Annotated in this window: 18 protein-coding genes; 9 read left to right on the top strand and 9 right to left on the bottom strand. The window is 61.6% G+C overall.

Features of this window, described 5'->3' with window-relative positions; all coding sequences use genetic code 11:
* The 3 genes from AB9K34_RS05680 to AB9K34_RS05670 form a co-directional block, all read right to left on the bottom strand.
* Nucleotides 1-141: formate--tetrahydrofolate ligase (locus AB9K34_RS05680; RefSeq protein WP_369953462.1), on the bottom strand; the 141-nt coding region annotated here is incomplete at its 3' end.
* Between the two features lie 222 nt (nt 142-363).
* Nucleotides 364-1,341 carry a CoA ester lyase gene (locus AB9K34_RS05675; RefSeq protein WP_369953460.1) on the bottom strand — a complete coding sequence of 326 codons (978 nt, stop codon included), beginning with the start codon at nt 1,339-1,341 and terminating at the stop codon, nt 364-366.
* A gap of 105 nt (nt 1,342-1,446) precedes the next feature.
* The gene (locus tag AB9K34_RS05670) at nt 1,447-2,064 is read right to left on the bottom strand and encodes a LuxR C-terminal-related transcriptional regulator (protein ID WP_369953461.1); all 618 of its coding nucleotides are present in this window, start codon (nt 2,062-2,064) and stop codon (nt 1,447-1,449) included.
* Nucleotides 2,065-2,296: 232 nt separating this feature from the next.
* On the opposite strand from AB9K34_RS05670, the gene AB9K34_RS05665 reads away from it, so the two are divergent.
* The 6 genes from AB9K34_RS05665 to glyA are packed head-to-tail and all read left to right on the top strand — an operon-like array spanning nt 2,297 to nt 10,616.
* Nucleotides 2,297-3,541: an aminotransferase gene (locus tag AB9K34_RS05665; protein ID WP_369953459.1), complete on the top strand. Its 1,245-nt coding sequence runs from the start codon at nt 2,297-2,299 to the stop codon at nt 3,539-3,541.
* A 28-nt stretch (nt 3,542-3,569) separates the two neighbouring features.
* The gene (locus AB9K34_RS05660; protein WP_369953458.1) at nt 3,570-4,766 is read left to right on the top strand and encodes a malate--CoA ligase subunit beta; all 1,197 of its coding nucleotides are present in this window, start codon (nt 3,570-3,572) and stop codon (nt 4,764-4,766) included.
* The gene (gene sucD / locus AB9K34_RS05655; protein WP_369953457.1) at nt 4,766-5,647 is read left to right on the top strand and encodes a succinate--CoA ligase subunit alpha; all 882 of its coding nucleotides are present in this window, start codon (nt 4,766-4,768) and stop codon (nt 5,645-5,647) included. The genes AB9K34_RS05660 and sucD overlap by 1 nt, the downstream gene beginning before the upstream one ends.
* 12 nt (nt 5,648-5,659) lie before the next feature.
* On the top strand, nt 5,660-6,631 hold the full coding sequence (locus tag AB9K34_RS05650; RefSeq protein WP_369953456.1) for a 2-hydroxyacid dehydrogenase: 972 nt from the start codon (nt 5,660-5,662) through the stop codon (nt 6,629-6,631).
* Nucleotides 6,628-9,297, top strand: a complete 2,670-nt coding sequence (locus AB9K34_RS05645; protein WP_369953455.1) for a phosphoenolpyruvate carboxylase — start codon at nt 6,628-6,630, stop codon at nt 9,295-9,297. Before AB9K34_RS05650 ends, AB9K34_RS05645 begins: the two co-directional genes overlap by 4 nt.
* 23 nt (nt 9,298-9,320) lie before the next feature.
* Complete coding sequence (gene glyA / locus AB9K34_RS05640; RefSeq protein ID WP_369953454.1) at nt 9,321-10,616, top strand: serine hydroxymethyltransferase; 1,296 nt, start codon at nt 9,321-9,323, stop codon at nt 10,614-10,616.
* Nucleotides 10,617-10,761: 145 nt separating this feature from the next.
* Here glyA and AB9K34_RS05635 read toward each other — a convergent pair whose 3' ends face one another.
* From AB9K34_RS05635 to AB9K34_RS05620, 4 genes are read right to left on the bottom strand one after another with little or no spacing between them, the layout of a single operon-like run.
* Nucleotides 10,762-11,403, bottom strand: a complete 642-nt coding sequence (locus tag AB9K34_RS05635) for a DUF1523 family protein (RefSeq protein WP_369953453.1) — start codon at nt 11,401-11,403, stop codon at nt 10,762-10,764.
* 11 nt (nt 11,404-11,414) lie between these two features.
* Nucleotides 11,415-11,681, bottom strand: a complete 267-nt coding sequence (locus tag AB9K34_RS05630) for a hypothetical protein (RefSeq protein ID WP_369953452.1) — start codon at nt 11,679-11,681, stop codon at nt 11,415-11,417.
* A 1-nt stretch (nt 11,682) separates the two neighbouring features.
* Entirely contained in the window at nt 11,683-13,032 is a 1,350-nt protein-coding gene (locus tag AB9K34_RS05625) for a DUF6638 family protein (RefSeq protein ID WP_369953451.1), read from the bottom strand.
* On the bottom strand, nt 13,029-13,346 hold the full coding sequence (locus AB9K34_RS05620) for a hypothetical protein (RefSeq protein ID WP_369953450.1): 318 nt from the start codon (nt 13,344-13,346) through the stop codon (nt 13,029-13,031). Before AB9K34_RS05620 ends, AB9K34_RS05625 begins: the two co-directional genes overlap by 4 nt.
* 185 nt (nt 13,347-13,531) lie before the next feature.
* Here AB9K34_RS05620 and dapE point away from each other — a divergent pair, with 185 nt between their 5' ends.
* Genes dapE through rnr form a run of 3 tightly spaced genes read left to right on the top strand, consistent with a single transcriptional unit; the run spans nt 13,532 to nt 17,579 of the window.
* Nucleotides 13,532-14,677, top strand: coding sequence for a succinyl-diaminopimelate desuccinylase (dapE, locus tag AB9K34_RS05615; protein ID WP_369953449.1), 1,146 nt, complete (start codon nt 13,532-13,534; stop codon nt 14,675-14,677).
* 6 nt (nt 14,678-14,683) lie between these two features.
* Nucleotides 14,684-15,268, top strand: coding sequence for a TIGR04282 family arsenosugar biosynthesis glycosyltransferase (locus tag AB9K34_RS05610; RefSeq protein ID WP_369953448.1), 585 nt, complete (start codon nt 14,684-14,686; stop codon nt 15,266-15,268).
* Nucleotides 15,269-15,317: 49 nt separating this feature from the next.
* Nucleotides 15,318-17,579: a ribonuclease R gene (gene rnr / locus AB9K34_RS05605; protein WP_369953447.1), complete on the top strand. Its 2,262-nt coding sequence runs from the start codon at nt 15,318-15,320 to the stop codon at nt 17,577-17,579.
* Here the strand turns inward: rnr and AB9K34_RS05600 are convergent.
* Nucleotides 17,570-17,968 carry a DUF1801 domain-containing protein gene (locus tag AB9K34_RS05600; RefSeq protein ID WP_369953446.1) on the bottom strand — a complete coding sequence of 133 codons (399 nt, stop codon included), beginning with the start codon at nt 17,966-17,968 and terminating at the stop codon, nt 17,570-17,572. The two genes, rnr and AB9K34_RS05600, sit on opposite strands and share 10 nt — an antisense overlap.
* 48 nt (nt 17,969-18,016) lie before the next feature.
* The coding region (locus AB9K34_RS05595; protein ID WP_369953445.1) for a transposase at nt 18,017-18,209 on the bottom strand (193 nt) is incomplete at its 5' end.

The following is an 18,209-nucleotide window of genomic DNA, read 5'->3' as shown; positions in this document are numbered from 1 at the left end:
GATGAACCCCTGGCTCACCTTCGCCTTGTCATGCCCGTACGGCACAAGGTCATCGCTCGAAATCCCGAGCTTCGCACCAATCTCCTGGATCGGCGCCTTCTCCGCTTCACGCGCTATCTCAATATCACTCTTGTAGGCCATCTCGTCTCTCCGTTCGTCGCCGCTCCCGGGCGGTCAGGTGTTGGAGGTTCAGGTATCGACACGCCCTGTTGCGGGCGCGTCGCCGGTGGCGTATCGGTCGCCACGGACCGCCGGATCGCCAAGTCGGAGCTCCGGAAGCCTTTGTAATCATTTTACGATGCGGGCGTCGCATGCCGATGGCCATTGGACCACCGGCATCGCGCCGAACACGCCGCAACCGAATCAATCGCCCGCGATCTGCCGGGCCTTTTCGACCAGCACCTCTGCCTGACGGATCGAGGCGTAGTCGATCAGCCGCCCGTCAAGGGAAACGGCCCCCTTGCCGGCCGCTTCGGCTTCGGCCATCGCCTTGAGAATGCGCTCGGCGCGGTCGATTTCCTCGGGCGATGGGCTCATCACGTCGTTGGCCAGAGCGATCTGGCTCGGGTGGATGGCCCACTTGCCTTCGCAGCCGATCACCGCCGCGCGATACGCCGCTGCCTTGTAGCCTTCGGGATCGGAAAAATCGCCGAAGGGTCCGTCGATCGGCCGCAGTCCGTTGGCGCGCGCGGCGACCACCATGCGCGAGATCGCATAATGCCACATGTCGCCCCAGTGCGTCGCCCGATTACCTTCGGAATCCGGGTCGGTCAGCACCGCATAATTCTCGTTGACGCCGCCGATCACGGTGGTCCGCGCGCGGGTACTCGCGGCATAGTCGGCGACCCCGAAATGCAGGCTCTCGTTTCGCCGGGATGCGGCGGCAATTTCGTGCACGTTCTGCATGCCCAGAGCGGTCTCGATGATGTGCTCGAATCCGATCCGTTTCTTGAACCCTTTCGCGTCCTCGATCTGGGTCACCATCATGTCCACCGCATAGACGTCAGCCGCGGTTCCAACTTTGGGAATCATGATCAGATCCAGGCGCTCTCCGGCCTGTTCGACGATGTCGACAACGTCGCGATACATGTAATGCGTGTCGAGGCCGTTGATTCGAATCGACATCGATTTGTTGCCCCAGTCGATCTCGTTGAGGGCCTTGATGATGTTCTTTCGCGCTTGTGATTTCTCGTCCGGCGCGACCGCGTCTTCGAGGTCGAGAAAGATAACGTCTACGTCAGATTCAGCCGCTTTTTCAAACATTTGTGGCTGGCTGCCGGGAACTGCGAGTTCGCTGCGATTCAGCCGTCCGGGGGCCTGCTCGATCGGGTGAAAGCTCATGGGGAAGATGCTCCTGTTGGGAAATGCGTTCAACGCGCCCAATGCAGGAACAGAGAATCGATTTCTGTCAACTCATACTTTTAGACTAGTCTGCTGGACTGGATCTCAACCTTCGGTTTCGCCCGGGCCGGGTCCGGACGGCCGATTCGAATAGTAGAACGCGATGGCCTGGGCGCGGTTCTTGACCGAGAGTTTTTCGTACAGGTTGGACAGGTGAAACTTGACCGTGTTGGTCGAGATTCCGAGCGTCTTGGAGAGCTCGCGATTTGTCAGTCCGGTGGACAGCGCTTCGAGCATCGCGCGCTCGCGTCGGGACAGGCTGTGGATCGGATCTTTTTGCAACTCCCGGACGTCGAGAAACGGGAACACCATCTTGCCGGCGGCAACCTCTGCGCAGGTATCCAGCAGCGCGGTGACCGTGCCGGCGCGATCGACGAAACCGGCGGCACCAGCGGCCATCGCCGAGCGGTGCGCATCGCTGCTCTGGTCGGCATAGACCACCAGCCGGGGCGCCTGTTCCTGGTCGCGCAGAACCTCGATCAGCTTTGCACCGCCCAGGACCGGCAGGTTCCAGTCGATCACCCCGACCTGCACGGGAACCCGCATGACCGTTCCGAGAAACCCCTCGGCGGTGGCGCTGGTCGCAACCAGCGAGAATCGGGGATCGCGGTCAAAAAACTCGGACATGGCGGAAAGAACCAGCGAATTGCTGTCAGCCAGCATGACCGAGATTGGCGAGGCATTTTTGTCAACTGATTGCAATTTAAGCCTTTCCTCGAATTTACTACCCAAAAGTATGGGTAAATTTTCGGTATACCATGGCATATTTGCCTAAATGGGTAGGTAATTTACCACCCATAAAGATACCCAAAGGCAGGAGTATCTTACGTTGTCGTAAAAGTCGAGCGGGTGTTTGTTGAGGCTGAGCAATGATGACCGAGAGGAGGCCGCCGTCATGAACAACATGATTTTTGCGCCATTGGAAATTCCCCACACGCTTGCTGCCGGTCCCGGCCCCGGCAATACCGACCCGCGGGTTCTGGAGCGATTTGCCAGCGCAGGCACTGCCGACCACATGCAGCCAGATGTCCTGCGGGGCATGATCGAATGCAAGTTGATGCTGCGCGAAGTGATGGGCACGAGCAATGTTCACACCTTCGGCGTCGCAGGGACCGGCTGGAGCGGGCTGGACATGATGTTCAGCGCCGTGATGCCGGGCGATAAGGTCGTGGTGTTTGCCAATGGCACTTTCTCGGGCATCGACGGGCTGACGGTTCGGATGAAGGCGGCCACGGCGGATGAACTGCGGGCCAACCCGCTTGATCCGGATGCGGCCTCGGTCACGCTCATCGATGTGCCTCATGGGCAGTCGGTCAGCGGTGAAATCGTCGAGGCGGCGCTGAGCGAACATAAACCGAAATGGGCGGTCATGGCCCATTGGGAAACGGGATCAGGCCGCGTGAATGACATCCGCGGGTTCTCGGACGCCTGCGAGCGGCACGGTGTGATGGGGCTGGTCGATGCAGTGTCCTCCCTTGGGGTCGAAGACTTCCGGATCGACGATTTCCCGGGTGTCGCGGGCTGGGCGTCCTGTCCGCAAAAGGGCATTTGCTGTCTGCCGCTGACCTATGCGCCGGTGTCCTTTACCGACCGTTACGTCGAGGAACTGCGCAAGACCGGCTGCCGCACCTTCGTGCACAATCCGATCCTCGAGGCGCGCCATTGGGGCATTGTCGACGGGCAGGACGTGGACAAGGGCACCTATCACCGCACGCACAGCCCCTATGCGGTGTCGGCCTTTCACGAAGCGCTGCGGATCACCTTGCAACATGGCGTCCGCCAGCGGGCGCGCGACTATGCCTTCCACGAGACGGCGCTGCGCGAAGCGGTCAAGGCCATGGGCTGCAAAGTCACCTCGAACATGACGTCGCTTGTCGTCCTGAACCTGCCCGACAGCCTTGCCGGACGCGAGATGGAACTGGTGCAGTCCTGCCGGTCACAGGGTTTCGGGATCTGGCCGACACTCTCCGAACCGGTGCAGGTGCGCATCGGCATCCTGAATCTGCTGACGCAGGAAGCGATCACCGAGATCGTCACGCGCTTTGCCCGTGCGATGCAGGAGATGGGGGCAGATGTCGATATTCCGGCGATCCAGGACCAACTGACCCGTCATTTCGATACGGCGATCGCCGCCGAATAGTTAGCGCTTTGAGAGGAGGAGCTCGAAGATGGATATTCACGAATACCAGGCCAAGGAAGTTCTCAGCAACTTCGGCGTCGCGATTCCGCAGGGTGCGCTGGCATACAGCCCGGAACAGGCCGCCTATCGCGCCCGTGAAATGGGCGGTGAACGTTGGGTCGTAAAGGCACAGGTCCACGCCGGTGGGCGTGGCAAGGCCGGCGGCGTCAAGGTGTGTGAAAGCGATGTCGAGATCCAGGAATGCACCGAAGAGATGTTCGGCAAGAAACTGGTCACGCATCAGACTGGCCCGGAAGGCAAGGGCATTTACCGGGTCTATGTCGAGGCTGCGGTACCGATTGATCGCGAGATTTATCTCGGTTTCGTGCTCGACCGTTCGAGCCAGCGGATCATGATCGTGGCCAGCGGCGAAGGCGGCATGGAAATCGAGGATATTTCCGCCACGCGGCCGGAAACGATCGTGCGTGCCACCGTCGAGCCCGCCGTCGGGCTGCAGGAATTCCAGTGCCGCGAAATCGCGTTCAAGCTTGGAATAGAAGCGGGGCTGGTGCAGCATCTGGTGCGGACGCTGCAAGGGTGCTATCGCGCCTTTACGGAACTCGATGCCACGATGGTCGAGATCAACCCGCTGGTGATCACCGGGGACAATCGGATCCTCGCGCTGGACGCGAAGATGACATTCGATGACAACGCCCTGTTCCGTCACCCGCAGATTTCCGAACTGCGCGACAAGAGCCAGGAAGACCCGCGCGAGGCGCGCGCCGCCGACCGGGGCCTGTCATATGTCGGACTGGACGGTAATATCGGTTGCATCGTCAACGGTGCCGGGCTGGCGATGGCGACGATGGACACCATCAAGCTGGCCGGCGGGGAACCCGCGAACTTTCTTGATATTGGCGGCGGCGCAACCCCGGAACGGGTCGCCAAGGCGTTTCGGCTGGTGATGTCGGACAAGAACGTCCAGGCGGTGCTGGTCAATATCTTTGCCGGTATCAACCGGTGCGACTGGGTTGCCGAGGGCGTGGTTCAGGCGCTGCGTGAGGTGCAGGTTGACGTGCCGGTGATCGTGCGGCTTGCGGGCACCAACGTATCCGAGGGTCAGAAAATTCTGGCGCAGAGCGGCCTGCCGCTGATCCGCGCGACAACTCTGAACGAGGCCGCCGAACGTGCCGTTGGCGCATGGCAGAGCGATCTCAACCAATCCACCAAGGTGAGGGCTAGCTGATGAGTATTTTTCTGGATCGCGATACAAGGGTGATCGTACAGGGCATCACCGGCAAGATGGCCCGGTTTCACACCCGCGACATGATTGAATACGGTACCAACGTTGTCGGCGGTGTCGTTCCCGGCAAGGGCGGTGAAACCGTCGAAGGATTGCCGGTATTCGATACCGTCAAGGATGCGGTGGCCGAAACCGGAGCCGAGGCAACGCTGGTCTTTGTGCCGCCGCCATTCGCAGCGGACAGCATCATGGAGGCTGCGGATGCGGGCATCCGCTATTGTGTCTGTATCACCGACGGCATTCCGGCGCAGGACATGATCCGCGTGAAGCGGTACATGTACCGGTATCCAAAGGAGCGGCGGATGGTGCTGACCGGACCCAACTGTGCCGGCACCATCAGCCCGGGCAAGGCTCTGCTCGGTATCATGCCCGGACATATCTATCTGCAGGGCAACGTCGGCATCGTCGGACGTTCCGGTACGCTCGGCTACGAAGCGGCGGCGCAGCTCAAGGAACACGGCATTGGCGTTTCGACCAGCGTCGGGATCGGGGGCGATCCGATCAACGGTTCTTCTTTCCGCGATATTCTCGAGCGGTTCGAAGCCGATGACGAAACCGACCTGATCTGCATGATCGGCGAGATCGGCGGCCCGCAGGAGGCCGAAGCGGCGGAATATATCCGCGATCACATCAGTAAGCCGGTGGTTGCTTATGTGGCCGGTCTGACCGCGCCAAAGGGGCGCACGATGGGTCATGCCGGTGCGATCATTTCGGCCTTTGGCGAGAGCGCCAGCGAAAAGGTCGAGATTCTGTCATCTGCGGGCGTGACCGTTGCGGAAAACCCGGCAGTGATCGGCGAAACCATCGCGCGCGTGATGCAATAGGAGGGGTGCCGGATGAAAAAGCCAAAGGTTCTTGTTACCCGCCGCTGGCCCGAAGCGGTCGAGGCGAAACTGAGCGAGCATTTCGACACGGTTCTCAATCATTCCGACACGCCGATGACCTCCGAGGATTTCAAGGCCGCACTCTCGTCCTATGATGCTGTGCTGCCGACCGTGACCGACAAGATCGGCGCTCCGGCGCTGGAGATCACGCGCCCGCAGACCAAGATCCTCGCCAACTACGGGGTCGGGTTCAGCCATATAGATATGGCGCGGGTGTCCGATCATGGCATCTGTGTTACGAATACACCGGACGTGCTCAGCGAATGCACCGCCGACCTGGCGATGACCTTGCTGCTGATGGTGGCGCGTCGCGCTGGCGAAGGCGAGCGCGAGGTTCGCGATGGCCAGTGGACCGGATGGCGGCCAACGCATCTGATCGGGACCAAGGTATCGGGCAAGACGCTGGGCATCATCGGCTATGGACGCATCGGCCAGCAGATGGCGCGCCGCGCCCATCATGGCTTTGGCATGAAGATCATCGTCCAGAATCGCAGCAAGGTCGCTCCCGAGACACTGGCCGAATGCAACGCCATCCAGGTCGACAGCATCGAGGATCTGCTGCCCGAATGCGATTTCGTATCGTTGCATTGCCCGGGTGGTGCCGAGAACCGCCACCTGATCAATACCGCGCGGCTGAACCTGATGCGCCCCGGCGCGTTTCTGATCAACACCGCGCGGGGTGAAGTGATTGACGAGCGCGCGCTCAGCCAGGCGTTGTGGTTCGAGACCATTGGCGGCGCGGCACTCGATGTGTTCGACGGTGAGCCGCGGATCAATCCCCTGTTGCAGGATTGTGACAACCTTGTCATGCTGCCGCATCTGGGCAGCGCGACGCGTGAATCCCGCGAGGCGATGGGCTTTCGCGTGCTCGACAATCTGCGTGACTTCTTTGAGGGCCGCGCGCCGCGCGACCGTGTCAATTGAACGCGACCGGCGCGACGCTCGCACCCGAGAGCGCCGCTGACACACGGGTTGATTATGCCGATGGGCTGCGCGCCGACCTCCATGAGTTGTGGCGCAAGGTCATCGCCCATCGTGCGCCGCAGGTATTGCCGGTCCTTGAAAGCGGTGACGGTCCGTTGCCCGGCGATGCCGACCCGGTGCCGTTTCTTCAGGCGCTGAACATCTGGTTTCATCTCTTGAAGATCGTCGAGGAAAACGCCGACATGCGGCTGCGGCGGCGGACCGAAACACGCGAGGGGCCAGATGCGGTCGAGGGCAGTTTCGCCCGCGCCATATCACAGTTTCCCGACGTGTCGGAGGACGAATTCGCAGCTGCCACGCGCACCTTGTCGGTGGGGCCGACCCTGACCGCGCACCCGACCGAGGCCAAGCGGGTCACGGTTCTGGAGATTCATCGCCGTATCTATCGCTCGCTGGTCGCGCTCGAGACCCAGCGGTGGACACCGCGGGAACGGGCCGAGGTCATGGCCGATATCGAGAGCGAAATCGACCTTCTGTGGCTGACCGGAGAGTTGCGGCTGGAACGCCCGACGCCGCAGGACGAAATCGAATGGGGCCTTCAGTTCTTTCGCGACAGCCTGTTCGACGCTGTGCCGCAGCTTTATGACCGGTTCCAGGCGGCGGTTGCGGGGCGGTTCGACCGTGCATCAAAGGCGCATCCCTGCATCCGCTTTCATTCCTGGATCGGCGGCGACCGCGACGGGAATCCGAATGTCACGTCGGACGTTACAGAGAGGGCGATTGCACGCTCACGCGCGACGATTTTGGATCGGTACGAGGCGGATCTGACCGTCGCGGCCAGCCATGCCAGTATCAGCGCAGCCATCGCGGCCGTGCCGGACGCCGCGCTGGACGATCTGAATGCTGTCATAAATTCGGGAAGGACGGCCCGCGCCGCGCGGCATGCCAATCCCGGAGAGGTGTTTCGCCAGGCGATCAGCGCCATCGGCAACCGCATAGCGGCTACGCGGGATCAGGACGAAGCCCTGCATTACATCCAGGTTGCGGATTTCATCTCCGATCTGAAGCGGGTCGAAGCGGCGCTTGTTGCGGTGGATGCCGATCGGCTGGCGGCGCGGCTGATACGACCGATCCGCTGGCGTGCGGAAGTTTTCGGGTTTCGGACCTTCACGCTGGACATTCGGCAAAACTCGACGGTGACGACGCGCGCGCTCGCCGATATCTGGCAATGCGCCGGCGGCGCGTTCGATTATGGAACACCGGACTGGTCGCGACGCCTGCGCGCGGAACTGGGCAGCGCGGATTTGCCCTGGGTGGATCGCAAGGCGCTCGCCGCCGAGACGCAAGAACTGTTGCGTCTTCTGGCTCTGATGAGAGACGCCCGGCTCGGTGCCGACCGACATGCAGTTGGCCCGTTTATCCTGTCGATGACACGGTCCTGCGACGATCTGCTGGCGGTGTTCCTGCTGGCCCGCTACGCCGGGTTCGGGACGGAAAAACTGGATCTGCGCGTCGTACCCCTGTTTGAGACCATCGAAGACCTGCGCGCCGCACCGCAGATACTGGACGACCTGCTGAAAGTGCCGCTGGCACGGCGCAGCCTGAAGGCCGATGGCGATCTGGTCGAGATCATGCTGGGCTATTCCGACAGCAACAAGGACGGCGGATTTGTCTGCTCCACATGGGAGCTGGAAAAAGCGCAACGCAACATTGCGCGTGCGCTGGCGGGACATGGCCTGCGCCCCGAGTTCTTTCACGGGCGTGGCGGATCGGTCAGCCGGGGCGGCGCCCCCACCGAACGCGCCATCGCCGCACAGCCACGTGATACGATCAACGGACGGTTGCGCACCACCGAACAGGGCGAGGTCGTGTCTTCGAAATTTGCCAACCGCGGAACCGCGCTGCGCAATCTCGAACTGCTGGCGTCGTCGGTCCTGGCGCAATCGCTGGATTCCGGTCCGCAGCTGGCGCGCCCCGAATTCAATGATGCGCTCGAGGCGCTGTCGGGTATTTCACAGACCGCATATTGCACGCTTTTGCGCCAGCCGGGGTTCATTGACTATTTTCAACAGGCCAGCCCGGTCGAAGAGCTGACCATGCTGAAAATGGGCTCGCGGCCTGCACGGCGGTCTGGCGCACAGACGTTGGACGACCTGCGCGCGATCCCGTGGGTCTTTGCCTGGTCGCAGAACCGGCACCTGATTACCGGGTGGTACGGGTTCGGCACGGCGCTCGCCTCGTTCCGTCGGGTACGCGGGTCCGAGGGAGACCGGCTCCTGGCCGAGATGTTCCGGCATTCCCGTCTGTTCCGGCTGATCGTCGATGAGGTCGAGAAATCGCTCTATCACGCGGATATGGACATTGCCGCGCGATATGCGTCGCTGGTGTCGGATGCGTCCGGACGCAACGCGATTTTTGACCGTATCCGCCGGTCATATGATCAAAGCTGTATCGAGTTACGCGCCCTGACGGGGTCGTCCGATATCGGCAAGCGGTTTCCCAACATGTGCGCCAGGTTCGATCGTGTCCGGGGTGAGCTCGGGCGGATACACGAGCTTCAGGTCAACTTGTTGTCACGTTCCCGGCAATCTCCGCGCGACGTGGATGCAACGCCGTTGTTGCAGTCGATGAACTGCATTGCGACCGGCCTCGGCTGGACCGGCTAAATCAATAACGAAGGAGTCACATCATGAATGCACCGCAGAAACCCAACGACTTTTTCACGACATCGCTTGCCAATGGCGATCCTGAAGTGTTTGCAGCAATCACCGGAGAGCTTGGTCGCCAACGCGACGAGATCGAACTGATCGCCAGCGAAAATATCGTCAGCCGCGCGGTTCTCATGGCGCAGGGTTCGGTGATGACCAACAAATACGCCGAGGGCTATCCGGGACGTCGATATTATGGCGGGTGTGAATGGGTAGACGTTGCCGAGACGCTGGCGATTGACCGGGCCAAGGCGTTGTTCGGATGCGGCTTTGCCAATGTCCAGCCGAATTCCGGCAGCCAGGCCAACCAGGGGGCGTTCCAGGCGTTGATCGCTCCGGGCGATACGATCCTGGGCATGAACCTGGCCAGCGGCGGGCATCTGACCCATGGCGCGGCCCCCAATCAGTCGGGAAAATGGTTCAACGCCGTGCAATATGGTGTGCGAAAAGAGGATAACCTGATCGATTACGAACAGGTCGAGGCGCTGGCACGGGAACACAAGCCAAAGCTGATCATCGCGGGTGGTTCTGCGATCCCGCGCCAGATCGATTTTGCACGTTTCCGCGAGATCGCAGATGGTGTTGGTGCGTTCCTGATGGTTGACATGGCACATTTCGCCGGTCTGGTCGCGGCGGGAGAGCATCCGTCGCCATTTCCGCATGCCCATATCGCAACCACCACGACGCACAAGACACTGCGCGGTCCGCGCGGCGGCATGATCCTGACCAATGACGAAAACATCGCGAAAAAGGTCAATTCTGCAATCTTTCCGGGCATACAGGGCGGTCCCCTGATGCACGTCATCGCCGCCAAGGCGGTCGCCTTCGGCGAGGCGCTGCGTCCGGAATTCAAGACCTATCAAAAGCAGGTGCGGGCAAACGCGGTGGCGCTGGCCGATCAACTGATGAAGGGTGGACTCGACATCGTCACCGGTGGCACGGACACGCATGTGATGCTGGTCGATCTGCGCCCGAAGGGTGTGAAGGGCAACGAGACCGAACAGGCGCTCGGCCGCGCCAATATCACCTGCAACAAGAACGGGATTCCGTTTGACCCGGAAAAGCCGACGGTGACATCGGGAATCCGGCTCGGGACGCCGGCGGGAACCACACGCGGTTTTGCCGAGGCCGAGTTTCGGCTGATTGCGGATATGATCGTCGAAACCGTCGATGGGCTGGCTGCAAATGGCGCGGAAGGAAACGGAGAAACCGAAGCGGCGGTCAAGGCCAGAGTCGCCGACCTCTGTGCGCGCTTCCCGCTCTACGCCGGTCTCTGAGCCGCTACACCATTCGTGGCTTACCCGTCACAGAGACCATGAGATAGGTGCGTCCCAAGATAGGGGACGCACGCATGGCGACGAATTTGCGCAACAAATCCGCTCTGCTCTCCATGCCTCTGGACAGGCATCCAAGGAGTCGTGTTCATGCCCGCCAGCTGTTCAGCCAGCGCCGGAAATTGCTACGCTTTTCGCTGATGCGGTCGCCGGCCGCATCCACGCTGTCGCCAATGTCTTCGAGCATCGGGTCGATCCGGGCCTCGCGGAATCGGCGCCAGCGCACCCATATGGCCCAGAACAGCGCCGCAGCGAGTATCAGGAAGATGATGTTGAACCAGTTGATGACACGGCTATCCGGACCCTCGACCGGTGTGATCGAGATCGCGTTGGGAAAGGTCGACAGGAACTCGTTGCGCCAGCCATAGTGCAGGATCGCCACCCATTCCGGGTTTTCCTTGGTCGAAATGGCGTCGTTGGCCTCGGTATAGAGATTCGCAGTGTCGAATTTGAAATAGAACGGCCAGCCCCACCCTGTATCCTCGTTGCGATAGACGATGGGTTTGCCATTTGCGCGCACGCCCTGAATGAACTGAACGTCCCGTCCGGCCAGGTTGGCCGACTGATCGTCCGGGCTTGCCCAGAAAATACGGGTCCAATCGGTGAGATCCTGACGCTCTTCATAGGTGTTGACGATGCGTACAATGTCATATTGAGGCAGCGAGTAGTGCAGCAAAGCGCCCAGCAGCAGCCAGAAGGTCACTATGAACGCCCACTTGATATAGGTCATCTGTCACGTCCTCACTTGAAATTCACGACATAGATCAGCACCGAGATGGCGATCCAGGGCAGAATGTAAACACCCAGGATCAGCTTTCGGCGGAGTGAGTTGTCATACCGCGTCAGCCCGCGCTGTACAAATGTTTCCTTATCGACCGGAAACTCCATTTCTGACCATCGGTCGATGAGCTTTTGCCGGCGGACACTTCGCGAGTAGAGCGATAGCCCTACATAGACGATTGTCTGCGCGACCAGCAGAATGACGACGAGGCGCAGCAATCCCAACATGTCAGACCCGCCTCACCGCGCCCCAGGGGCCGACCTTGCGGATCAGGTCGTCCGCCGGGTCGCGGGGCGGTTCTCCGGTCATGTCCGCCTCGTGCCCGAACAGCGCCGCGCGGGCGCCGGCCTTGTCGACCTGGTATTCCCGGCTCAGGAAATCCGCGACATAGTTCTTTTTCGTGTCGGACCAGCTTTTGTAGCGCAGATAGAATATCGGTTTGTTGCAGATGAACAACTGGCGGATGTCAAGCGGAGTGAGTTCCGCCAGCATCCGGTTCACGAGATCCCGGTCGGGTGTATTCGCGGCGCGCAGGGTATAGAAATAGGCCGGATGATCCGATGCGATACGCGGCCAGGGCCCGCCGTTTTCGGCCCAGTTCAACAGGGCGGCCAAACCGTCATATTCCGGCGGCAGGCGACCGTGGTGTTGCCGCGCCAACCTGCGGAGATCGGCGCGCGAGAGGCCGGTCAGGTCCATGCCGCCTTCGCTGGCGGCGTCGATCACGATGAAATCCATCTTTTGCCGAAGGATCGCCGCCGTATCCAGACCCGGGGCCTTGATGATCGGTTCGACCAGATCGTTATAGGCGAGGAATTTGGCGATGCGGTTGCGATCCTGGAAATCGAACACGTATTTGATCGGCAACTCGCCCAAAGCTGCCTTGTCCGTCGCCGCGATCACCGCCGGATGTTCGACCGACTGAAAGACGTAGAGACCACCGAAATGGCTGGTCCAGAAATTCCGTTGTTCGAACTCGGTTTCTCTCAGCTTGACCGGATTGCGCGTGATGTCTCCGGATTTCTCCGCGAGGGTGATCATGTCCGCGATCAGAACATCATCGAACCACGCATCCTCTTCCTCGCGGAACCGGTCGATGAGCCGTGTGAGTTCGTTCGCGTGCCGAAGCGTGCCTGCCGTGGTGTCGGCCTCGATCCTGATGGTGCGAATGTCGAACAATTGTTGCGGTTCGCGTATCTGGATCACCGAATTCAAGAGTTCCCCGGCGACCGCATCCACCGCTGTCAGCGCAAAGAGCGCGGCCTCGTTCGCGTCGATGAAACGGCGCAGAATGTCGTGGCTGGTGGAAAAGGTCGCATTCAACAGCGGCGCGCGCTTCTGTTCGATGGTCAGCAGGATGAACTGCCGGTTGACGCCATGCTGGTTGAGATAGAGATGATCGCCCAGTTCGTCACCGATCTCGGGCGAGTATCCCGAGATGTCGATATGAAAATCGGTGAGTGCGGTGTGTTTACCGGTCAGGTGGACAAGCGCCCGGTCATAGCGTTCAACCAGTGCGGGCGTGGCCACGTGGACGAGATTCCCGAACATCAGACCGCGTTCGATGAGCCGCTTCATTCCGCGGCCCTCACGCGGCGCAGGCGCCCGAAGAGCGACAGGAAGACAGGCAGCCACAACACTGCCGCAAGACCCGTGATGGGCAGCGTTCGCATCAAACGGGGCAGGGGGGCGTCAAGCCCGGTCACCGGATCGGGATCGAGCATGAACAGCAGACCCGTCGCCAGCAGCGCACAGATCGCCAAGCCCAGAAAGCCGGCCGAAAACGGACCCATCAGCGACAGCAAAGGCGGTTGTGCGGCCACCCCGGCGGCGACGATGGCGCTGATGATCGACACCAGCAGGATGGTCGCAAAGAAAAAGAAAACCGTCACTCCGCTGTCCCCGGCACCTTGGTCACATCGCGGATTTTAACAGGTGTGCCCGGATTTCCCATAGCAATCTCACCGGGATGAACAGAACGGGAAACCGGGTCGGTTTTGCGGCGGGGGTTGGAATTTGCGCCAATTGCTTTCATGTGTGAGCCGACTTCGCCCTTCACCGGACAAGGATTGCCATGATGACTCACACCGATGCCGCCGACCTGACCGCCCGCCTGATCCGTTGTCCTTCGATTACGCCGCAGGAAGGCGGCGCCCTGGTCCTGCTGGAGGAGGAGCTGAGTGCAGCGGGGTTTCACTGCGTCCGCGTGGATCGGGGCGGGATCAGCAACCTCTTTGCACGATGGGGCGCTCGTGGGCATCCGCGCAGCTTTGGGTTCAACGGTCATACGGATGTGGTGCCATTGGGCGATGTCTCTGCATGGACGATGCCGCCTTTCGGAGCCGAGGTGAAAGATGGGGTAATGTATGGGCGGGGGGCAACCGATATGAAATCCGGTGTTGCCGCCTTTGTCGCTGCCGCCATCGACCTTGTGCGCGACACGCCGCCGGACGGGGCAATCCTGATCGCGATCACCGGGGATGAAGAGGGCGACGCGCTCGACGGCACCACGGCATTGCTCGACTACATGACGCAGGCTGGCGAACAGATGAGCGCCTGTATCGTGGGCGAGCCGACCTGCCCGGAAAAGATGGGTGAGATGATCAAGATCGGGCGGCGCGGCTCGATGAGCGCGTGGATCAACGTGACCGGGATTCAGGGCCATTCGGCCTACCCGCATCGCGCGAAAAATCCGCTGCCCGCGATGGCCCGGTTGATGGATCGCCTGGCCAGCCACGAGTTGGACAAGGGCACCGATCATTTCGACCCGTCGACCCTTGCGGTGGTTACGATCGACACCGGGAACCCGGCCACGAACGTGATCCCTGCCGAATGCCGCGCGACGGTCAACATCCGCTTCAACGACAGCCATAGCGGTGCGTCGCTGACCGACTGGCTGCAATCTGAAGTCGATGCGGTCGCGGCCGAATTCGGCATGACCATCGACATGCGGATAAAAGTTTCGGGCGAAAGCTTCCTGACCCCGCCCGGTGCCCTGTCGGATATGGTGTCACACGCGGTCGAGGCGGAAACCGGCGTACGTCCGGTGCTCTCGACCACGGGAGGCACGTCGGACGCCCGGTTCATCAAGGATCACTGCCCGGTGGTCGAATGCGGGCTGGTGGGGCAGACCATGCATCAGATCGACGAGCGGGTGGAGGTGGCGCAGATCCATCAACTCAAACGCATTTACGCCCGTATTCTACAGGACTATTTCGGCTGAAAAGACATGCGCGAGACTGTCGTCGTCATGGTGAAAGAGCCGCGGCCCGGACGGGTCAAGACACGGCTCGGGCGCGATATCGGCATGTGCCCGGCCGCCCGGTGGTTCCGTTTGCAGGCGCTGTCCCTGTTGCGCCGTATTCGCGATCCGCGATGGGATCTCGTGCTTGCCGTGGCTCCAGATCGCGCAGGGTTGCAAAGCCGCGTCTGGCCAGCCGATCTGCCCCGGATTGCGCAGGGCTCCGGTGATCTCGGGGCGCGGATGGCGCGGGCGATGTATCGTCTTGCACCCGGTCCGGTCTGTGTCGTCGGCGCCGATATTCCCGACCTTGGCAAGATCCAGATCGCGGCGGCATTTCACACGCTTGGCAATCACGACGCGGTATTCGGGCCGGCACCGGATGGTGGGTTCTGGCTGGTGGGGCTGAAGCATCCCCGGCGCGCACCTCGAGGTCTGTTCAAGGGTGTCCGCTGGTCGAGTGAACACGCGCTGGCGGACAGCCTCGCAACCCTGGGCAACCTGAAGGTCGCGCAAATCCAGAGTCTCCGGGATGTGGATACGGCCGCCGACCTGCGCCAGCGTTCGGGATAGCAACGTCTTTTCCGGTGACGGCATCCTTCGGGCGTGCTAGGGCGAGAGCATGACGCGCATTCCAAGCAAGCCAGAGATCCTCGACTGGATTTCCGCCAACCCGACCCAGAGTTCGAAGCGGGATATTGCCAAGGCTTTTGGCATCAAGGGATCCGACCGGATCGATCTGAAACGTATTCTCAGGGAACTCGAGGCCGAGGGGCATCTTGAGCGGCGCAAGCGCTCTTACGGCGATCCCGACCGGCTGCCGCCGGTCAGCGTGTTGCAGGTCAAGGCGCCGGATGCGGATGGCGATCTGTTCGCGCAACCGCTGGAATGGCATGGCGAAGGGGTCGAACCGGTCGTTCTGGTGATTCCGCGCGCCAGCGATCCGGCGCTTGGCGAGGGGGACCGCATCCTTGCACGGCTCACGGTCGTCACCGAGGGCAGCCACAATTACGAGGCGCGCTTGATCCGCCGGATCGGCACCAATCCGAAACGCATTCTGGGCGTGTTCCGGAAAGGGGCCGAAGGGGGGCGTATCGTGCCGGTCGACAAGGCCCAGAGCGCCGAATGGACGGTGCCCGAGGCCAACCGCCTTGGCGCGCGGGACGGAGAACTGGTCGAGGCGGAACAGGCCGGGCCGAAGTCGCGCATGGGGTTGCCGCGTGCCCGCATCGTCGCGCGGCTGGGGGACCCGTCGTCGCCGCGCGCCGTGTCGCTGATCGCCATTCATCAGCACGGCATACCTGACGATTTTCCGGATGCGGTGATCGCCGAGGCGGACAGCAAGAAGCCGCTGGGCCTCTCGCAGCGGGAAGATTTGCGTGACATGCCGCTGATCACTATCGATCCGGCGGATGCGCGCGATCACGACGATGCCTGCCATGCCCATGCGGATGACGATCCCGGTAACCCCGGGGGGCATGTCATCTGGGTCGCGATTGCCGATGTCGCCGCCTATGTGCGCCCTGACAGCGCGCTGGACAACGAGGCGCGCAAGCGCGGCAATTCGAGCTACTTCCCGGATCGGGTGGTGCCGATGTTGCCCGATCGTCTGTCGGGCGATCTGTGTTCGCTGCACGAGGGGGTGCCGCGCGCCTGCGTCGCCGTCCGGATGCGGCTCGACAAGGATGGAAACAAGCTTGACCATCGCTTCGTGCGGGGGCTGATGCGATCTGCCGCGTCGCTGAACTATACCGAGGTGCAAGAGGCGGTTGACGGCGCGCCCAATGAGCGCACCGCGCCGCTGCTCGAGCCGGTTCTGAGGCCGCTCTACGCCGCCTATCGGGCGCTGCTCAGGGCCCGCGAGGACCGGCAACCGCTCGATCTCGACCTGCCCGAACGCAAGATCGTCCTGGACGATGACGGCAAGGTCGCATCGGTCAACTTTCGCGAGCGGCTGGATGCGCACCGGCTGATCGAGGAATTCATGGTGCTGGCCAACGTGGCGGCGGCGGAAACGCTGATCGCGAAACGCTCGCCCTTGCTGTTCCGGGTGCACGAGGAACCCGCGCCCGAAAAACTTGATGCCCTGCGCGAGGTGGCACAGTCTGCCGGTTACAACCTTGCCAAGGGTCAGGTGTTGCAGACCCGCCACCTGAACCAGCTTTTGCGCGCCGCCGAAGACAGCGACAATGACGAGTTGATCAACATGTCGACCCTGCGCGCGATGACCCAGGCCTATTATTCACCTCAGAATTTCGGTCATTTCGGCCTTGCCCTGAAACACTACGCGCATTTCACCTCGCCGATCCGTCGCTATGCCGACCTGATCGTGCATCGGGCGCTGATTTCGGCGCATGGATGGGGCAAGGACGGTTTGTCACCGCAGGACATCGAGCGGCTGGAGCAGACCGCGACGCATATCTCGGATACCGAACGGCGCTCGATGATGGCGGAACGCGAAACCACCGACCGTTATCTTGCCGCCTATCTGTCCGAACGGGTCGGTAGCGAGTTTGGCGGCCGGATCAGCGGTATCGCCAGGTTCGGAGCCTTCGTCAAGCTGGACGAAACCGGCGCGGACGGTTTGATCCCGGTGCGCTCGCTGGGGCGCGAGTTCTTTCATTTTGATCGCGACGCCGGCACGCTGATGGGAGCGGATACCGGATTTACCATCGGGATCGGGCAGCGGGTCACCGTACGGTTGACCCAGGCCACACCGGTTACCGGCGGGTTGGAGCTCGAGTTGCTGACCGTCGACGACAAGGCCTTGCCGCGTGGCGGGCAGGATCCTGCAGGTCGCAACCCGCGCCGCAATGCCGCGCGCGGCAAGCGCAAGTCGGATAAAATCAAGCGCAAGGTGGCCCGCAAGCGACGTCAGAGGTGATAGGTGAGCGCCCGGCTGATCAACCATCCGTGGCGCATCGGGTTGATCTCGGACACATCGTCAAACAGGATCGCGCGGGTGCCGTCCAGCCTGTCCCGCGCGGGAAACTCTGCGGAATAGTCCGAAATCAGCGATGTCTGACAATGCACGAACAACGCAATCGGTGCGGATTTGTGTGGTGCCACCCGCAGCGTCGTTCCGGATTTTGTGATCGGCGTCAGGTAGGCAGGCTGGCCCCAGCGAAGCGCCTCCTCGACTTTGCCCACCCGATCGTCAGAGGCGGCGGTATCAAGGATCAACTCGCGCAGCGCCAGGAGGCCCGGTCGTGCCGAGGGATCGTACCCGTCATAGATCGCCGCGATCCGGGGGTCTGCAAAGGGTCTGGTCATTGCAATGGCACCGCTTCCTCGAACCTGTCGATATACAGCATTTTTCATTTAATCGTCATCATACCCTGCCGCGTTGAAGAAATTCCAGCAATCGTCGGGCTCGAAGAGATCGCGGATTTCACCGACGGCTTGCCATAGATTGTGGATGGTTCGGGCACCGATCCGCCGCAGATGCGCCTTCAGCTTGGAAAATACCATTTCGACGGGGTTCAGATCGGGGCTGTATGGCGGCAGAAAAAGA

It is taken from the genome of Sedimentitalea sp. XS_ASV28, assembly GCF_041224545.1.
GTDB lineage: Bacteria > Pseudomonadota > Alphaproteobacteria > Rhodobacterales > Rhodobacteraceae > Sedimentitalea.
This window is presented reverse-complemented; position numbering and strand designations above follow the sequence as displayed.

Excerpts from the sequence above, each read along its gene's own strand:
- AB9K34_RS05675 (WP_369953460.1), bottom strand. The coding sequence starts at position 1,341 with ATGAGCTTTCACCCGATCGAGCAGGCCCCCGGACGGCTGAATCGCAGC.
- AB9K34_RS05650 (WP_369953456.1), top strand. The coding sequence starts at position 5,660 with ATGAAAAAGCCAAAGGTTCTTGTTACCCGCCGCTGGCCCGAAGCGGTC.
- AB9K34_RS05635 (WP_369953453.1), bottom strand. The coding sequence starts at position 11,403 with ATGACCTATATCAAGTGGGCGTTCATAGTGACCTTCTGGCTGCTGCTG.
- sucD (WP_369953457.1), top strand. The coding sequence starts at position 4,766 with ATGAGTATTTTTCTGGATCGCGATACAAGGGTGATCGTACAGGGCATC.
- AB9K34_RS05630 (WP_369953452.1), bottom strand. The coding sequence starts at position 11,681 with ATGTTGGGATTGCTGCGCCTCGTCGTCATTCTGCTGGTCGCGCAGACA.
- AB9K34_RS05610 (WP_369953448.1), top strand. The coding sequence starts at position 14,684 with ATGCGCGAGACTGTCGTCGTCATGGTGAAAGAGCCGCGGCCCGGACGG.
- AB9K34_RS05600 (WP_369953446.1), bottom strand. The coding sequence starts at position 17,968 with ATGACCAGACCCTTTGCAGACCCCCGGATCGCGGCGATCTATGACGGG.
- AB9K34_RS05625 (WP_369953451.1), bottom strand. The coding sequence starts at position 13,032 with ATGAAGCGGCTCATCGAACGCGGTCTGATGTTCGGGAATCTCGTCCAC.
- dapE (WP_369953449.1), top strand. The coding sequence starts at position 13,532 with ATGACTCACACCGATGCCGCCGACCTGACCGCCCGCCTGATCCGTTGT.
- rnr (WP_369953447.1), top strand. The coding sequence starts at position 15,318 with ATGACGCGCATTCCAAGCAAGCCAGAGATCCTCGACTGGATTTCCGCC.
- AB9K34_RS05665 (WP_369953459.1), top strand. The coding sequence starts at position 2,297 with ATGAACAACATGATTTTTGCGCCATTGGAAATTCCCCACACGCTTGCT.
- AB9K34_RS05670 (WP_369953461.1), bottom strand. The coding sequence starts at position 2,064 with ATGCTGGCTGACAGCAATTCGCTGGTTCTTTCCGCCATGTCCGAGTTT.
- glyA (WP_369953454.1), top strand. The coding sequence starts at position 9,321 with ATGAATGCACCGCAGAAACCCAACGACTTTTTCACGACATCGCTTGCC.
- AB9K34_RS05660 (WP_369953458.1), top strand. The coding sequence starts at position 3,570 with ATGGATATTCACGAATACCAGGCCAAGGAAGTTCTCAGCAACTTCGGC.